General features: G+C 67.2%; 18 protein-coding genes. 8 read left to right on the forward strand and 10 right to left on the reverse strand.

Features of this window, described 5'->3' with window-relative positions; translation table 11 throughout:
- Positions 1-142 precede the first annotated feature (142 nt).
- The 4 genes from zapE to B1A78_RS06025 are packed head-to-tail and all read right to left on the reverse strand — an operon-like array spanning position 143 to position 3,508.
- Entirely contained in the window at positions 143-1,267 is a 1,125-nt protein-coding gene (gene zapE, locus B1A78_RS06010; RefSeq protein WP_077146089.1) for a cell division protein ZapE, read from the reverse strand.
- Positions 1,264-1,752, reverse strand: coding sequence for a PaaI family thioesterase (locus B1A78_RS06015; RefSeq protein ID WP_077146090.1), 489 nt, complete (start codon positions 1,750-1,752; stop codon positions 1,264-1,266). Before B1A78_RS06015 ends, zapE begins: the two co-directional genes overlap by 4 nt.
- The gene (locus tag B1A78_RS06020) at positions 1,749-2,726 is read right to left on the reverse strand and encodes an MBL fold metallo-hydrolase (protein ID WP_077146091.1); all 978 of its coding nucleotides are present in this window, start codon (positions 2,724-2,726) and stop codon (positions 1,749-1,751) included. Before B1A78_RS06020 ends, B1A78_RS06015 begins: the two co-directional genes overlap by 4 nt.
- A complete protein-coding gene (locus B1A78_RS06025; protein WP_077146092.1) occupies positions 2,726-3,508 on the reverse strand; it encodes a succinate dehydrogenase iron-sulfur subunit in 783 nt (260 codons plus the stop codon). Before B1A78_RS06025 ends, B1A78_RS06020 begins: the two co-directional genes overlap by 1 nt.
- A gap of 125 nt (positions 3,509-3,633) precedes the next feature.
- Here B1A78_RS06025 and B1A78_RS06030 point away from each other — a divergent pair, with 125 nt between their 5' ends.
- The 3 genes from B1A78_RS06030 (at position 3,634) to B1A78_RS06040 (ending at position 6,719) form a co-directional block, all read left to right on the forward strand.
- Positions 3,634-5,163 carry a lipopolysaccharide biosynthesis protein gene (locus B1A78_RS06030; RefSeq protein WP_077146093.1) on the forward strand — a complete coding sequence of 510 codons (1,530 nt, stop codon included), beginning with the start codon at positions 3,634-3,636 and terminating at the stop codon, positions 5,161-5,163.
- A gap of 91 nt (positions 5,164-5,254) precedes the next feature.
- Positions 5,255-5,995, forward strand: coding sequence for an isoprenylcysteine carboxylmethyltransferase family protein (locus B1A78_RS06035; RefSeq protein ID WP_077146094.1), 741 nt, complete (start codon positions 5,255-5,257; stop codon positions 5,993-5,995).
- A gap of 46 nt (positions 5,996-6,041) precedes the next feature.
- A complete protein-coding gene (locus tag B1A78_RS06040; RefSeq protein ID WP_179101992.1) occupies positions 6,042-6,719 on the forward strand; it encodes a hypothetical protein in 678 nt (225 codons plus the stop codon).
- On the opposite strand, the gene B1A78_RS06045 is transcribed toward B1A78_RS06040, so the two are convergent.
- Both B1A78_RS06045 and B1A78_RS06050 read right to left on the reverse strand, forming a co-directional pair.
- Positions 6,716-7,495, reverse strand: coding sequence for a nucleotidyltransferase family protein (locus B1A78_RS06045; protein WP_077146096.1), 780 nt, complete (start codon positions 7,493-7,495; stop codon positions 6,716-6,718). The genes B1A78_RS06040 and B1A78_RS06045 overlap by 4 nt on opposite strands.
- Positions 7,492-8,436, reverse strand: coding sequence for an alpha/beta hydrolase (locus tag B1A78_RS06050; RefSeq protein ID WP_256837499.1), 945 nt, complete (start codon positions 8,434-8,436; stop codon positions 7,492-7,494). The genes B1A78_RS06045 and B1A78_RS06050 overlap by 4 nt, the downstream gene beginning before the upstream one ends.
- 83 nt (positions 8,437-8,519) lie before the next feature.
- Here B1A78_RS06050 and B1A78_RS06055 point away from each other — a divergent pair, with 83 nt between their 5' ends.
- From B1A78_RS06055 to B1A78_RS06075, 5 genes are all read left to right on the forward strand, one after another.
- Positions 8,520-9,350, forward strand: a complete 831-nt coding sequence (locus tag B1A78_RS06055; protein WP_077146098.1) for a diacylglycerol kinase family protein — start codon at positions 8,520-8,522, stop codon at positions 9,348-9,350.
- Positions 9,347-10,195 carry a metallophosphoesterase gene (locus B1A78_RS06060; protein WP_077146099.1) on the forward strand — a complete coding sequence of 283 codons (849 nt, stop codon included), beginning with the start codon at positions 9,347-9,349 and terminating at the stop codon, positions 10,193-10,195. Before B1A78_RS06055 ends, B1A78_RS06060 begins: the two co-directional genes overlap by 4 nt.
- Positions 10,196-10,258: 63 nt before the next feature.
- Positions 10,259-11,350, forward strand: coding sequence for a hypothetical protein (locus B1A78_RS06065; protein WP_077146100.1), 1,092 nt, complete (start codon positions 10,259-10,261; stop codon positions 11,348-11,350).
- On the forward strand, positions 11,347-12,390 hold the full coding sequence (locus B1A78_RS06070; RefSeq protein WP_077146101.1) for a phosphotransferase: 1,044 nt from the start codon (positions 11,347-11,349) through the stop codon (positions 12,388-12,390). The genes B1A78_RS06065 and B1A78_RS06070 overlap by 4 nt, the downstream gene beginning before the upstream one ends.
- 51 nt (positions 12,391-12,441) lie before the next feature.
- Entirely contained in the window at positions 12,442-13,452 is a 1,011-nt protein-coding gene (locus tag B1A78_RS06075; RefSeq protein ID WP_083733901.1) for a sterol desaturase family protein, read from the forward strand.
- On the opposite strand, the gene B1A78_RS06080 is transcribed toward B1A78_RS06075, so the two are convergent.
- The 4 genes from B1A78_RS06080 to rplM form a co-directional block, all read right to left on the reverse strand.
- Positions 13,449-14,003: a PepSY domain-containing protein gene (locus B1A78_RS06080; RefSeq protein ID WP_077146103.1), complete on the reverse strand. Its 555-nt coding sequence runs from the start codon at positions 14,001-14,003 to the stop codon at positions 13,449-13,451. The genes B1A78_RS06075 and B1A78_RS06080 overlap by 4 nt on opposite strands.
- Positions 14,004-14,107: 104 nt before the next feature.
- A complete protein-coding gene (locus B1A78_RS06085) occupies positions 14,108-14,413 on the reverse strand; it encodes a hypothetical protein (protein WP_077146104.1) in 306 nt (101 codons plus the stop codon).
- 106 nt (positions 14,414-14,519) lie between these two features.
- Positions 14,520-15,014, reverse strand: coding sequence for a 30S ribosomal protein S9 (gene rpsI / locus B1A78_RS06090; RefSeq protein WP_077146105.1), 495 nt, complete (start codon positions 15,012-15,014; stop codon positions 14,520-14,522).
- Positions 15,014-15,493: a 50S ribosomal protein L13 gene (gene rplM / locus B1A78_RS06095; RefSeq protein ID WP_077146106.1), complete on the reverse strand. Its 480-nt coding sequence runs from the start codon at positions 15,491-15,493 to the stop codon at positions 15,014-15,016. The genes rpsI and rplM overlap by 1 nt, the downstream gene beginning before the upstream one ends.
- Positions 15,494-15,658 lie beyond the last annotated feature (165 nt).

A 15,658-nucleotide genomic window follows, 5' to 3' on the forward strand; every position in this document is an offset into this window, starting at 1 on the left:
GCGCCGGACGATCGAGCAAGGCGTGGGCTATGTCGTCCACGAGGTGCGCTATTTGCGCGACCTCATCACCATGACGATCAATTCGTCGCGCTGGGGCAAGGCGGCGAGTGGCGTGCTGCTGGTACTCGCCTAGAGTCTGTATCTAGGCAGGCTCGCCCTGGCCATGGCCGAGCGCGAGATAATCGTCGGACTGCATCTCGGAGAGGCGGCTCGCGGTGCGCTCGAATTCGAACGCGCCGTCGCCCGCGACATAGAGCGCGTCGGGCATCGCCGCCGCGCTTGCGAGCAATTTGACCTTATATTCGTAGAGCGCGTCGATCAGCGTCACGAAGCGCGCCGCCTCGTTGCGATTCTCGGGGCCCATGCGCGGAATGCCGACGATGATGACGGTGTGGAACAAGCGCGCCACCGCCAGATAGTCGGCGGCGCCGCGCGCCTCGCCGCACAATCGCTTGAACGAAAAGACCGCGACGCCCTTCAGCGCCTTTGGGACATGCAGGATACGCCCGCCGCCGAGGTCGAGATCGAGCGTCGGCACATGCGCGCGATCCTCGGGCGGATAGTCGGTCAGGCGGAAGAAGGCCGCAGACAGCGCCGCGCTTGCCGCCTCGTCGGCGGGCACGAACCAGCGCGCGCCATCGCCCAGCCGGTCGCGGCGATAATCGGTCGGGCCGTTGAGACCCAGCACGTCGAGGCGATCGCCGATCAGCGCGATGAAGGGCAGGAAATGCTCGCGGTTGAGCCCGTCCTTGTAGAGATCCTTCGGCGGGCGGTTCGAGGTCGCGACGACGGTCACGCCGCTGGTGATCAGCGCGGTGAACAGCCGCGACATGATCATCGCGTCGGCGCTGTTGTTCACCACCATCTCGTCGAAGGCGATGCAGCGAGCCTGTTCCTTCAGCGCCGCCGCCACGGGCGGGATCGGGTCGCCCTGCGCCTTGTCGCGCTCGACGCGTAGCCGCGCGTGAATGTCCTGCATGAACTCGTGAAAATGGACGCGGCGCTTTCGCTCGATCGCCAGATTGTCGTAGAACAGGTCCATCAGCATCGACTTGCCGCGCCCGACCCCGCCCCACATATAGAGGCCGCGCGGCGCCTCGGGCTTGCGCCCGGCGATGCGCCACAGCAGGCTGCCCTTGGGCGGCACCGCCTCCAGTTCTTCCTGCAATTTGTTCAGCCGCTCGGCGGCCAGGCGTTGCTCGGGATCGGGTTGCAGCTCGCCGCCCGCGACCAGCGCGTCATAGGCCGCGAGCACGCCCCCCGTCATTTGCTCGCCTTGCGGATCGTGCCCGCGAAAGTCAGCACGATATGCTCGTCCTTCTCGCCCTGCACCACCAGCCCGCGCAGGAAGATCAGCCGCCCGGTCTCGCGCACCAGTTCGACGATGGCATCCAAAGGCTCGCCGAGCCGGCCCGCACCGACGAACTGCGTCGACAGGTCGAGGGTCACCGAATGGCCGGCATTGAGCGAGCCGAACTGGTGCGACGCCGCGAACAGCGCGATATCGACGAGCGCGAGCGTCACCGCGCCATGGACATTGTCGCCGAGGTTGCTGTGCTTGCGCTCGGGCACCATCCGCACCCGCGCCTGCGGCCGGCCGTCGGAGGTATCGGGTTCGACGCGCACCGACAGCGGCTCGATGAAGGCGTTGAACCGGCTCGGGTCCTTGAGGTTCCAGCTGACCCAGCCCCCTTCCAGCTCCTCGGCGCTGAAATTGTCGCGGCGCTTTGGTTCCTCGATCCCGTCGTTCATGCCCTGCAATATCCGTCCAGTTTGCCCGAGCGTATCAGCTCGCCATAATAATCGGCCATGCTCTTGGCGCGTTGGTCGTCCATGAGGAACGCCTTCGCACCGCTGAGCCAGCCCGCCGAGCAGGTCTCAAGCGCCCCGGTGCCGCGCGCGCAAGCGATAAAATCGGCAAAGGCGCTTTTCCAGGCGCCGAACTCGGTCATGGTCAGGATCGGACCATGCCCCGGCACGACCTGCTCGGCGCCCGACGCGGCGACGGCGTCGAGCGCCTGCAACCAACCCTCGGGACAGGCGGTGTCGAGAAAGGGGACCGGCATGGTGACGAGATCGCCGACGATCGCGCGTTTCTCCGCCGCGTCATAAATCCACAGGTCGCGTTCTGTGACGGCGCGTTGCGCGACCCGCAGCGACAGCGGGCGCCCAGCGATCGTCATATCGCCGCCTTCGTCGACCACCACGTCGGGACGCAGTTCGGCCCCTCGCGCGATCGTCGTGAGGTCGCCCTCGACATCGGCGACCGCGCTTGCGGGAACCGTCCCTTCGGCCAGCGCCTTGCGCGACGATTCGGCGCTGGTCGCAAGGAAGCCCGTCAGCGCGTCGTCGATCGCCGAGGTCGCATAGACCTTGATACCCGGAAAGGCCGCCTTCAACGCCGGATTGCCGCTGACATGATCGAGATGCCAATGGGTGTTGATGATCGCGACCGGGGTCATGCCGATCCCGCTCAGCCCCTGCATGATCGCGGTCACATGCTCGTCGTGGCGCCCGCTGTCGACGACGAAGGCGCCCTCGGGGCCGTAGAGGATGAGGCTGTTGCCGTCGGGCGAGCGGCCGGGGTCGAAACCGCCGCCGACCAGGAAGGTCGCACCGCCGATGCCATGCGCATAGCTGCGCGGCATCGCGAGTTCGCGGACCGGGGGATTGGCGGCGCAACCGGCGAGCGCCAGCGCGATCAGCGCCGGCACCCCAAGGCGCATCAGACCTGCCGCTCGGCTTCCAGCTTCTTGATTTCGGCGATCGCGCGCGCCGGGCTCAGCCCCTTGGGGCAGGCGTTCGAGCAGTTCATGATCGTGTGGCAGCGATAGAGGCGGAAGGGATCTTCCAACTCATCGAGCCGTTCGCCGGTCATCTCGTCGCGGCTGTCGGCCAGCCAGCGATAGGCCTGGAGCAGGATCGCGGGGCCGAGGAACTTGTCGCTGTTCCACCAATAGCTGGGGCAGCTCGTCGAGCAGCAGGCGCACAGGATGCACTCATAAAGACCGTCGAGCTTTTCGCGCTCCTCGGGCGACTGCAGCCGTTCCTTGCCGCTCGGCGTCGTCGTCTTGGTCTTCAGCCAGGGTTCGATCGAATTATATTGCGCATAGAAATGGGTGAAATCGGGGACGAGGTCCTTGATCACTTCCATATGCGGCAGCGGGGTGATCTTGATATCGCCCTTCAGATCCTCAATCGCTGTGGTGCAGGCGAGGCCGTTCTTGCCGTTCATGTTCATCGAACAGCTGCCGCAGATGCCCTCGCGGCACGAACGACGGAAGGTCAGCGAGGCGTCCTGCTCGCTCTTCATCTTGATCAGCGCGTCGAGCACCATCGGGCCGCATTTGTCGAGGTCGATCTCGAAATTGTCGAAATGCGGATTCTCGCCCTTGTCGGGGTCGTAGCGATAGACCTTGAACTTCCGGACCTTGGCCGCACCCTCGGCTTTGTGCGTCTGGCCGCCCTTCTGGATGCGGCTGTTCTTCGGAAGGCGAAATTCGGCCATGTCGCTGGCTCCCCTGATGCAGTCGGGGTCGGCCTAGACCCGATTGAAACGCACGACAAGGGGTGACGCGCGCAAAAGCGAAAGCCGCTGGCGGGCCGGTCGCCAAGCCGCTAGGGGCGCGAACAATGAGCGACGATACCGCCCAACCCGCCGTCACCAGCCGCAGCGTCGCGAAGGGGCTCGGCACCACCGTACTCGCGCGATTGGGCGCGGTGGTCGAGATCGTCGCGCAGCCGCTGTACGTGCTGATGTTCGGGCTCGCGGGCTACGGCCTCTATGCGGTGCTCTGGGCGACGATCAACCTGCTCGAAAATCTCTTCGACATGGGCATGACCAGCGCGATGCAGCGCACCGTGCCGCAGTCGGCAAGCGACGCCGAGGCCGCCGCGGCGCTGCGGACGGCGATGCTGTGGGGCGTCGGCCCGTGCCTGCTCGTCGCAGGCCTGATCGCTTTCTTCGCTGCCGACCTTGCCCCCTTCCTCAATGTCGCGGCCAAGGACCGGCCGCTCGTCGTGCCCGCGATCCAGCTCTTCGTCTGGGCACTGCCGCTATGGGCGTTCGTCGAGATCGCCACGAGCGCGATGCGCGCGCGCATGGTGTTCGGCGCCGAAATTCGGCTGCGCATCGTGTGGGAACAGATCATGCGGCTGGTGTTCGCGGGGCTGTTCTTTGCGGGCGGGCTCGGGCTCAAGGGCCTGTTTATCGCGCACCTCTGCTCGCTCGCGATCACCGCCATCCTCTGCGTCCGGCTGCTTCGGCGCTATTATGTCTTCGGCGAGCTGCTCCACGGCGGGCGCGGCGGCGAGACCGCGAGGAACACCTTCTGGGCGGGCCTCTCGATCCTGCCGTCGAACGTCATCGCGCGGCTGTTCGGCGACGCCCCCGCGCTGATCCTGAACCTGATCCTGCCCGGTGCGGCGGGCGCGGCGGCGGCGGGGCTGTTCACGATCGCGCGCAAGCTGTCGAGCGTCGTCCAGCTCGTCCGCATCGCCTTCGTCTATGTGCTCGCGCCCTTGGCGGCGAGCGCCGAACGCGCCGACCGCGCGCAGGTCGCCGACATCTATGCCTATGCGACGCGGCTGATCATGGCGATCGCGCTGCCGCTCGCCGCAGTGCTCGCCGCCGGCAGCGCGCCTTTGCTCAGCCTGTTCGGCCATGAAGCGAAAATCGCGCAGGCCGCCGTGATCATCCTGCTCTTTGCACGCGCGGCGGAGGCGGTGCTCGGCATCTCGCTCCCGGTGCTCCAGGTCGTGGCCGCCTTCCGCCACCAGCTCACCGCGAGCATCGTCGGCGTCATCGTCGCGGTCGGCGCCGGCTGGCTGATCGTCGGCCATATGGACGCGCTCACCGGGGTGACGCTCGCCATGTCGATCGGCCTCGTCGTGATGGGGGGCATCCCCATGCTCCAGCTCGCGATCAATGAGAAGCTCCATCCCTTCGATCATCAATTCCCCAGCGTGGCGCTGCGCGGGATCGCGATCACGCTCGGCGCGGGCGGCCTGGCGTTGCTCGCGGGGCGCCTGCCCGACGCGATCGCGCTGCCGCTGATCGTGCTGCTCGCAGTCGGCGCGATCTGGCTGTCGCTGCGCTTCGCCCTCCCCCACGCCGACCGCGCCTCGCTCGGCAAGACGGCGCGCAAGCTGCGCCTCGTCTGAAATTTTTCGGTCTTATTTTAGCCGCAAAAATCGCTAGAGACGGGCCACCTTATTCTGACGCCGCCTGCGCGCGGCCAAATGGCGGATCCACATGTACCAGCAAGAACTCGCCCGCAGCGGCAAGCGCCTCTTCTTCATTCGCGGCACCTATATCTATATCACCATCGCCATTTCGGTGCTGATCGCCTGGTGTTCGAAGGACTGGGGCCCGTTCCAGACCGCCTTCGGCGACTGCGCCTGGTTCTGGCTGTCGCTCGGCGTCGCGAGCGCCGGCGCGATCGTGCGTATCTTCACCAGCGGCTGGGCCGCGCTCGGCACCTCGGGCCGCGCCAAGGTCGCCGCCGAGGCGAGCGAACTCAACACCACCGGCCCCTACAGCCTGGTGCGCAACCCGCTCTATGTCGGCCGCATCCTCAATTTCACCGGCATCGCGATGCTGTCGGGCAGCTGGGTGTTCGGCGCGATCGTCTTCCTGCTTGGCGTCCTCATCTATGAGCGCATCTCGATCTATGAGGAAGAATTCCTGCGCGAGAAATTCGGCGCCGCGCATGCCGAATGGGCGAAGGACGTCCCCGCGCTCCTCCCGCGCCTGCACGGCTGGGTGAAGCCCAAATATCCCTTCTGGTGGAAGCGCATGATCTGGCGCGAACAGAACAAGCTGTTCCTGCTCGCGACGACCGTCTTCCTGACCTGGTTCGCGCGCCTCGACTTCAACTTCGACGTGCTAACGCCGCAGCAGTGGACTTGGGTCTATGCCTTCGCCGCGCTCGTCGTCGTCCGCTTCATCATCGGCGGGCTCAAGATGATCGGTTTCTTCAAGGAACTGAGCTGATCCGATGGGGGAGCAGCTTGCTCCCCTGATCGCGCCCGAGGAGCATTTGGCTCCTCTAATCGCAGTCGTGGGCAGCGACGGGTCGGGCAAGTCGACCCTGTCGGCCGACCTGCTCGCGCATATCCAGGCGACGCGCGCCGCCGAGAGCGGCTATCTCGGCCTCGGCTCGGGCGAGCAGGGGCGGCGCATCGGACGCTGGCCGATCATCGGCCCGCCGCTGCACCGCTTCCTCGACGGCATCGCCGACCGCTTGCGCGAACCCGGCGAGCCGATCCCAGGATATCTCGCGGCGCGTTATGCGCTGAACAAGTCGAAGAAGCGCCGCGCCAAGTTCGACGCGCTGATCGAACAGCGCCGCGCGGGCAAGGTGATCGTTACCGATCGTTATCCGCAGCTCGAGGTCCCGGGCCTCCACGACGGCCCGATCCTTGCAGGCGTCGCGACCGGCGCGCGCCTCGCCGCGATGCAGGCCGAAGAGCGTGCGCTCTATGCCGAGATGGCAGCGTATCAACCGACGCTCGTCATCCGCCTCCACGTCGATGTCGACACGGTGATGGCGCGCAAGCCCGACCATGACCGCGCGCTCATCACGCGCAAGGTCGACACGGTGCCGCTGCTGACCTTCAACGGCGCGCCGATCGTCGATATCGATGCGACGATCCCCTATGACGAGGAACTGGCGCTGGCGACGGCGGCGGTGGATCGGGCGCTGGCCAGCGCCTAGCGCCGCGCCATGATCTTCTCGATCAGTTCGATGTCGGCGGGCTTGTCGGCGTCGATGCACGCCTCGGGGTCGCTCATCGGCACGACCGTCGCATTCAGCCCGAAGCGCAGCCCCGCGCGCGCCACGCCCTGCTGGATCGTGAACAGCCGCAGCAGGGCACCGATCAGCAGCCACGGCCCGAACGCCGCGATGATCTTAAGCCCTTTCTTGCGGTCGCGCTCGATCCGCCCCCAGAAATCGAGCAGCGGCAGCACCCGCCGCCCGCGCAGCCGGAACATGTTCGCCCCCGACCACCAACCGCCGCGGAACTTCAGCCAGGTCCGCTTCGATTCGGGATAACGCGCGAGCAATATATCGCGCTCGACCATCGCCACCGCGACATCGCTGCCTTCGGCGCCGCTCAGGAATTCGGCGATCATCGCGGGGGTGAGCAGCACATTGTCGGCGGTCGTCACCAGCACGGGGGCATCGCCTGGCGGCAGCGCGGCCGCCAGCGAGCTGCTGATCCCCTGCCCCGAATCGGCAAAATGCAGATCGGGGAGTCCGGCGAGCCCCGGCTCGGCGGCGAGTTCGGCGCTGTTTTGCGCCAATATGGTGACCGCCCCGACGCGGGGGCACGCGCGCAGCGCGCGCACGACGTGCACCAGCATCGCCTGTCCCGCGATCGGCAGCAGCGCCTTGGTCGACACCCCGGTGCCGCTCAGGAGCGGGTCGGGGCCGGGCCGGCTGCCCGCCATCACGATAGCTGGAATTGGCGCCACTATTCTGGTCGTCATTGCGCGGGCATTACCCGCTTCGCGGTGGCGCCGCGTAGGAAATCGCTCGCTTCGGCGAGGATCGGGCCCTTGTAGGAGAGCGGCCCGGTGAGCGCCATGACGAGGTCGTTGTGGCTGAGCCCGTCATAGGTGCGCAGCTGGACCGACCCGCCCGCCTTCTCGATCGCGGCGGCCAGATGCTGGCTGTTGCGCACGCGCACGACGGTGTCGGCGGTGCCATGGCCGAGCCACAAGGGCGGCGCATCGGCGCGCGCGAAGGCGATCGGCTGGGTGCGCTCGGCGGGGCGGATATCGCCCATCGCGACATCGGCGCGCCCGCCCTTTTCGAAGGGAAGGAAATCATAGGGTCCGGCGAGCGCCGCGACCCCGCGGATATGCGACGCGTCGCTGCCCGCCGCCTCCAGCCACTGCGGGTCGAGCGCGAGCATCACCGCATTATAAGCGCCCGCCGAATGGCCCGACAGCGCGATGCGGTCGGCGTCGCCGCCATAATCGCCGATATGCCGTTCGGTCCATGCGACCGCCGCCGCGCTGTCCTCCAGGAAATCGGGCCAATGGCCGTCGGGGACGATCCGGTAGTCGGGGATGACGACGACGAAGCCCTGCCTGGCAAAGGCACGCCCGGCAAAGCCGTAATCGTCGCGGTTGCCGCTATACCAGCCGCCACCATAGAGCCAGACGATCACCGGCAGCCGGTCGCCCTTCCTGGTGCCCGTCGGCACCCAGATGTTGAGCTTGTGGCGCGGCCCCTCGCCATAGGGCTGCGCCTCGACCTGCAACGTCGCGCCGTCGCCGTCGCCGAGCAATCTGTCACCGAGGTTCAGCGATTTGGCGCCGCCCGAAACGACCAGCCGCGTCCCGCCGCCGAACAACAGGATCAGCAGGCCGACAAGTATCAGATATTTGATCAACCGCCGCTGTCCCTTGACTGGCTTATCCATGAGCCCCTCTCGTCCGCGCCCTACAGGTCTGCGCGCCACCGAACAAGCCGCGACCTTTTCGCGCCTCATGCGTAGGACCAGCGATGACCAAGGCCTTCTCCCGCCCCGCGCTGATCTGCAACGACAAGAGCGGCAGCTTCGACCCCGCGATCAGCGATGCGATCGCCGCCGCATGCCGCGACGCCGGCGCCCCGCTCGCCGCGACCTTCGTGCTGCCCGACGCCGATATTCCGACCGCCGACGACTTGCGCCAACAGGGCATCGACCTGCTCCTCGTCTGGACCGGCGACGGCACGATCAACGCTGCCGCGCGCAAGGCGGCGGGCTGGGACGGCGCGCTGCTGCCGCTGCCCGGCGGCACGCTCAACCTACTGTCCAAACAGCTGCACCGCGACCGCCCGGCGCCCGCGATCCTGATCGACGCGCTCGCGGGCAAAGGGCGCCGCCGCCCGATCCCGACGGTCAAATCCGCAGACGGCGAAGCCTTCATCACCGTCGTCGCCGGTCCGGCGACGCGCTGGGCCGAGGTGCGCGAGACGATGCGGCAGGACGGATTGATCGAGGCGAGCCGCGCCGCGCCCGACGCGCTCGACGCGATGCTCAACGCCCCCGGCGTGCGCGTCGCCGGCTCGGCGCGCGACTATCCTGCCGTCATCCTGACCCCGACCGCGCAAGGGATCATCGCCGACGGCATATTGACCGAGGGCACCGCCGATGTGCTGCGCCACGGGCTTGCCTGGCTCGGCGGCGATTTCCGCGACGGGCCGAGTGAGCGCATCGCCGACGCCGAGACGATCCTGCTCGAAAGCGCGGCGGCGATCAGCCTCGAATATGACGGTGAGCTTGGTGAAACCCCATCCCCGGCTCGCTTTTCCGTCGCCATGAGCGCCGTCGATTTTCTCGCCACCGTATGACCCGCCTGTTCCACATCAGCGACCTGCATTTCGGGCTCGAAGATCGTGTCGCGATCGACTGGTTCGCGCATTGCGTGAAGGCCGAACAGCCCGACGCGGTGTTGATCACCGGCGACCTCACCATGCGCGCACGGAGCCACGAATTCGCCGCCGCCTGCGACTGGATCGAGCGGCTCGACGTCCCGGTGACGGTCGAGGTCGGCAACCACGACCTCCCCTATTTCAACCCCTTCGCGCGCTTCTTCTGGCCCTATGCCCGCATCCGCCGGATCGAGCGGCTCGTCGAACGCGAGCTCGACCTGGCCGGCGTCGCAGTCGTACCGCTCAAGACCACGGCGCGCGCGCAGTGGCGGCTCGACTGGTCGAAGGGCTGGGTGACGCGCAGCGCGCTCGACAAGACGATGGCGGCGATCGACGCGCTGCCGCCCGGCACGACCGTCTTCGTCACCGCGCACCACCCGCTGGTCGAGGCGGGAACGCGCGGCCGCGCGCTGACCCGCGGCGGCGAGACGGCGCTCCGCGCGCTCGCCTCGCGCGGCGTCGCGGCAGTACTCACCGGCCATGTCCATGACGCGTTCGATCTGGTCAAGGAAACGCGCGACGGCCCGATCCGCATGATCGGTGCCGGCACGCTGTCGCAACGCATCCGCTCGACCCCACCGAGCTTCAACGAACTGAAGATCGCGAACGGGAGCATCACCGTGCGCGTGCGCAACCTCGAAAAGGTGCCGACCCCCGACATGCAGATCCCCGACATCCCGCCCGACGCCCTGCCGCCGCGCGAACCCGGCGAACCGGTCGCGCCCGTCGGCGCGGTGCCGCCGGTCGATCCCCCCGTGCATTGACGCTGCATTGACGCGCCGCTTCATCCCGTTAGGTTGCAACAAAAAACGGGATGAGGATCGAACATGCTGACCAAGGGCGATGATTTTCCGCTGCACCAGACGTGCGAGCCGGTGGCTTTCGCGGGCACCGACCGCAATTTCTACGACCGCTATTTCTTCAACGGCTACAGCCCCGACGGATCGGTCTTCTTCGCTGCGGCGATGGGCTTTTATCCCCAGCTCGGCATCGTCGATGCCGCCTTTTGCGTCATCGTCGACGGCGTCCAGCACAACCTCCGCGCCAGCCGTCGGTCGACCGGCGAACGGCTCGACCTCGGCGTCGGGCCGATCGCGATTTCTATCGATGCGCCGCTCGAACGCGTGACGCTCAGCATCGCGCCCAATGACGGCCCGCTCGCCGCCGAACTCAGCTTCACCGGCCGCCATTTCCCGATCGAGGAACCGCGTTTCATCCGCCGCAACGGCACTCGCCTGTTCATGGACTATACCCGCATGACGCAGAACGGCCGCTGGTCGGGCTGGCTGTCGGCGGGTGGCCAGCGCGTGGCCGTCGGCGACGGCTGGACCGGCACCCGCGACCGCAGCTGGGGCATCCGCCCGGTCGGCGCGTCCGAACCGCAGCCCCCGCCGCAAGGCAATTTCAACCAATTCTTCTGGCTGTGGACGCCGTGCAATTTCGGCCATGCCTCGCTCTTCTTTCACAGCAACGACGATGGCGAAGGCCAGCCGTGGAATCGCCGCGCGGTGATCGTCGGCGACAATGGGGCGGAGACGCATTTCGACGCCGCCAGCTTCGCGCTCGACTGGCAACCGGGCAGCCGCCGCGTCGCCGCGCAGCGCACCGACCTCGGCGGCGGACGATCGCTGACGCTGTCGCCGACCGGCCCGGTCTTCGCGATGAGCGGGCTCGGCTATACGCATCCGGTGTGGGGGCATGGACTCGACCACGGCGCCGACCTCGCGGTCGCGCACGACAGCATGGCGGAGGGCGACCGCGGCTGGGGCAACCCGCTCGCGATGCATATCCAGGCGCTCGTCACCGCCGAGCTCGTCGACGGCAGCACGACGCATCGCGGCGTGGGCGTGCTCGAGCAATTGTTCGTCGGTCCGCATGGTCCTACCGGCCTCTCGGGCCTGATGGACCCCGCCGCATGAGCTTCCCGACCTCGCCGGAGGCGATGTCGCCCGCATGGATCGCGGAGAAATTGGGGCAGGCGCCGGGCGCGCTGCGCGGCTTTACCGCCAGCAAGGTCGGCACCGGGCAGATGTGCGACAGTTTTCGCCTGGCGCTCGACTGGGCGGGCGGCATCGACGCGCCGGCAACGATCATCGCCAAATGCCCGAGCCATGACGAAGCGAGCCGCAACATCGCCAAGCTCACCGGCACCTATATCAAGGAGGTCAGCTGGTACCGCGACCTCGCCGCGACCAGCGGGGTGCCCGCGCCCGCCTGTTACTTCCACGCGATCGAGGAGGACGAAGTCGAGTTCGTCCTGCTTCTCTCCGACCTCGCCCCGGCGCGGCAGGGCGACCAGCTTGCGGGGCGCGGCTTGGCCGGGCTCGTCCCGTGCATCGAGGCGGTGGCACGGCTCCACGCGCATCTGTGGAACGATCCGAGGCTCGCCGATATGTCCTTTATCGCGCGCGATAACGGTGACCTGATCCGCGCGATGTTCCCGCAGCTCTATCTCGGTTTCCGCGAACGCTACGCCGAACGGCTGTCGCCCGAGGTGCTCGACATCGGCGCGGGTATCGTCGACCGGCTCGACTCCTATCTGACCCGCGAGCCCGCCGCGCGAACGCTCGTCCATGGCGACCTTCGCATCGACAATATCCTCTTCAGCCCCGAGGGCGACCGCTGCTGGCTCGTCGACTGGCAGACGCTCGGCCGCGGCAGCGGCGCCAACGACCTCGCCTATCTGATCGGCACCAGCATCGCCGACCCCTTCGAGCGCGCCGCCGCCGACCGCCCCGCCTTCGATCACTGGATCGCGGCGCTGCGGGGCGCGGGCATCGCCCCCGACCCCGACGCGCTGTGGACCGACTATCGCATCGGCGCGCTCAGCGGATATTTCATGGCGGTCTTCGCCTCGATGAGCGTCGAGCGCACGACACGCGGCGACGAGATGTTCGCGGTGATGGCTGAACGCCCGGCGCGGCAGGCACTGGCGCTCGGCAGCCTCGATTTGCTCTGACACGAACCCCCGTTAGGTGCCCATTTACCATGCGCCGCTAAGGCGGAACTCATGGGCGGCCCACCGGACATAACAACGACGCTGTCGGCATGGGCGCCCCCCTTGCTGACGCTTGCCGCCGCCTTGATCGCGCTCGCGCTGATGCTGCGCTTCGCGGTCCCGCGCGGCCGGTCGCGCCCGCTGCGCCTGAAGGTGCTGCTGCGCGCGCTGCTGCCCGCGCGCATCATCCGCAGCGCGTCGGGCCGCGCCGATATCGCCTGGTTCCTCTTCGGCATGTTCTTCTCGGCAAGCGCGCTCGGCTGGGCGCTCTGGTCCGGCGAATGGTTCGCCGGCCATATGCTGCACGGCCTTCATATCGCCTTCGGCTCGCCCGCGCCGATCGCCGCGCCGGCATGGGTCGCCAGCACCGTGATGACGCTGGCGCTCTTCCTCGCCTATGAATTCGCCTACTGGCTCAACCACAGTCTCAGCCACCGTGTCGGCTGGATGTGGGAATTCCACAAGGTGCATCACACCGCCGAATCGCTGACCCCGCTCACCAATTTCCGTGTCCACCCGGTCGATACGATCCTGTTCTTCAACATGGCGGCCGCGTCGGCGGGCATCGCCATGGCGCTCGTGCATTTCGCCTTCGGGCGTGCCGGCGGCGGCTTCCTGATCCACGGCACCAACGCCCTCACCTTCCTCGCCACCATCATCTTCAGCTATCTTCAGCATTCGCACCTGTGGATCAGCCTGCCCGGCCGCGCCGGCCGCTGGCTGCTCAGCCCCGCGCACCACCAGATCCATCATTCGGTCGAGGAGCGGCACCACGACCGTAATTTCGGCTCGACGCTGGCGATCTTCGACCGGCTCTTCGGCACGCTCCACCTGCCGACCGCCAAGCGCGAAAAGCTGCGCTTCGGCGTCGACGGCATCGCTTATGATCCGCATGGGCCCATCGGCGCGGTGCTGATGCCCTTCGCCGACGCAAGGCGCCGGATCGCAAGCGACTTCGACGCAACGAAAAAGGGCGGCCCGTCGCCGGACCGCCCGCTTCAATCGCTTCGCGAAAACGCCTAGCTCGCCGCCGCGACGCCGACGAACACCGCCAGCCCCAGTGCCGATCCGACCAGCGCGCCGCGCCGCATATTCGGTACCTTGAGCGCCACGATCAAACCCGACGCGACGAGGAAGAACAGCCCGAGCGCGAGGATGACGGCGTAAATCTTGAACGGCACCCCGCCCTTCGCCTTGTGCAATTGCACGAAGAAGCGGTGCCAGCTGGTGTCCTTGACGATCAGCTTGGCGGTGGTGGCGGTGTCGCCGGGTTCGAGCGTCACGTCGCGGCGCGATCCGGTCCAGTCGAGCTGGAAACTGTCGCCGGCGGGCTTGACCGACGCGCCGCCGGTCGGCGGCACGATATCGCGCGCGGCCAGTTCCTTGACGACGATCGCCTGCATCGCCGGCACATCGTCGCTCAGCGGCGCCGACAGCGTCACCGGATAGTCGGTCGTCACATAATCGCCCTTCGCGCCCCAGGTGTAGAGCGCACCGGTGAGCAGAAAGAGGATGATCGCCGGAAACAGGAAGGCCGCGGTCAGCATGTGCCAGCGGATCAGAAGACGGTGCATGATAACTCCCGGGACGAATGGCCCGAAGGGCCATGATTGCCGTCAATAATCAACCCGATCGCGGGCTTTGCAACATTTTGTTACGATCGCGCGCCATCAGGCTCCTATCCAAGCCGGTGCGGCGTGGGATCGCCCAATTCCTCGACCAGTTGCCGGTAAGCCTCCGCGCGGCACCGGGCATAGGTCTCGCCAAGTTCGGCCCGGACGACCCCATGCTCGGCGACCAGCCGATCGAGGATCGCCGCATCGCCCGACAGCGCAATCTGCCGGACCAGTTCGTCGCCGGGCAGGCCCAGCGCCGCCGCCATCAGGCGAAAGCTCCGCGCCCGCTGGCGAAATTCGAAATCCATCAGCCGCGAGGATTCCTTTTCTTCCTTGCTGAGCAGCGCGCGGCGAAGATCGAACACCATGGCGCCAATCTAAAGCGCGGCGTGTCGCGCCGCAATGCGCGCACGAAAAAGGGCGGCCCGTTGCCGGACCGCCCTTCCCGTTTCCACCCGTCGGTGGAAAAAGCTCTTAGCGCTTCGAGAACTGGAAGCTGCGGCGGGCCTTGGCCTTGCCGTACTTCTTGCGCTCGACCGTGCGGCTGTCGCGGGTCAGGAAACCGGCCGTCTTGACGACACCGCGCAGCGCGGGTTCGAAGCGGCTCAGCGCCTGGGCGATACCGTGCAGCACCGCGCCCGCCTGGCCCGACAGGCCGCCGCCCTTGACGGTGGCGACGATGTCATAGCTGCCGACGCGATCGGCGAGGCCGAAGGGCTGGTTGATGACGAGGCGCAGCGTCGGACGTGCGAAATACACTTCCTGGTCGCGGCCGTTGATCGTGATCTTGCCGGTGCCGGGCTTCAGCCACACGCGGGCGACGGCGTCCTTGCGGCGGCCGGTCGCATAGGCGCGGCCCTGCGCGTCGACCTTCTTCTCGCGAAGCGGCATCGTGCTGACGGGAGCGACGGTGCCTTCGACGGCGCCGCCGAGGTCCTTGAGATCGGTCATGGTCTGTTCGTCAGCCATTATGCACCCACCTTGTTCTTGCGGTTCATCGACGCGATGTCGATCACTTCGGGGTTCTGTCCGGCATGCGGATGTTCGGTGCCGGCGAAGAGGCGCAGGTTGCGCATCTGCTGGCGGCCGAGCGGGCCACGCGGGATCATGCGTTCGACGGCCTTTTCGAGCACGCGCTCGGGGAAACGGCCTTCCAGAATCTTCTGGGGGCTGGTTTCCTTGATGCCGCCGGCATAGCCGGTGTGCTTGTAATAGCGCTTGTCGGCCAGCTTCTTGCCGGTGAACGCCACCTTGTCGGCGTTGATGACGATGACATTGTCACCGCAATCGACGTGCGGGGTGAACGACGGCTTGTGCTTGCCGCGCAGGATGTTGGCGATGATCGATGCAACGCGGCCCACGACAAGGCCCTCGGCGTCGATCAGCACCCATTTCTTTTCGACCGTAGCGGCATTGGCCGAAGCGGTCGTCTTGGTCAGCGCCTTCATCATGGCGACCTCCTTAAGACATGGACGAGAGCGGGAGGACCCGCCCGAAACAAACCGCGCCGCAAGGTCCGGATGGACGCCGCGGCGCTTCGGAGCGGGCCAATGGCGTTATCGACGCCGAAAGTCAAGCGAACAGCGGCTTTGCTGACGGGTAAAATAATACCT

Source organism: Sphingopyxis sp. KK2, from assembly GCF_001990265.1.
Classification (GTDB): domain Bacteria; phylum Pseudomonadota; class Alphaproteobacteria; order Sphingomonadales; family Sphingomonadaceae; genus Sphingopyxis.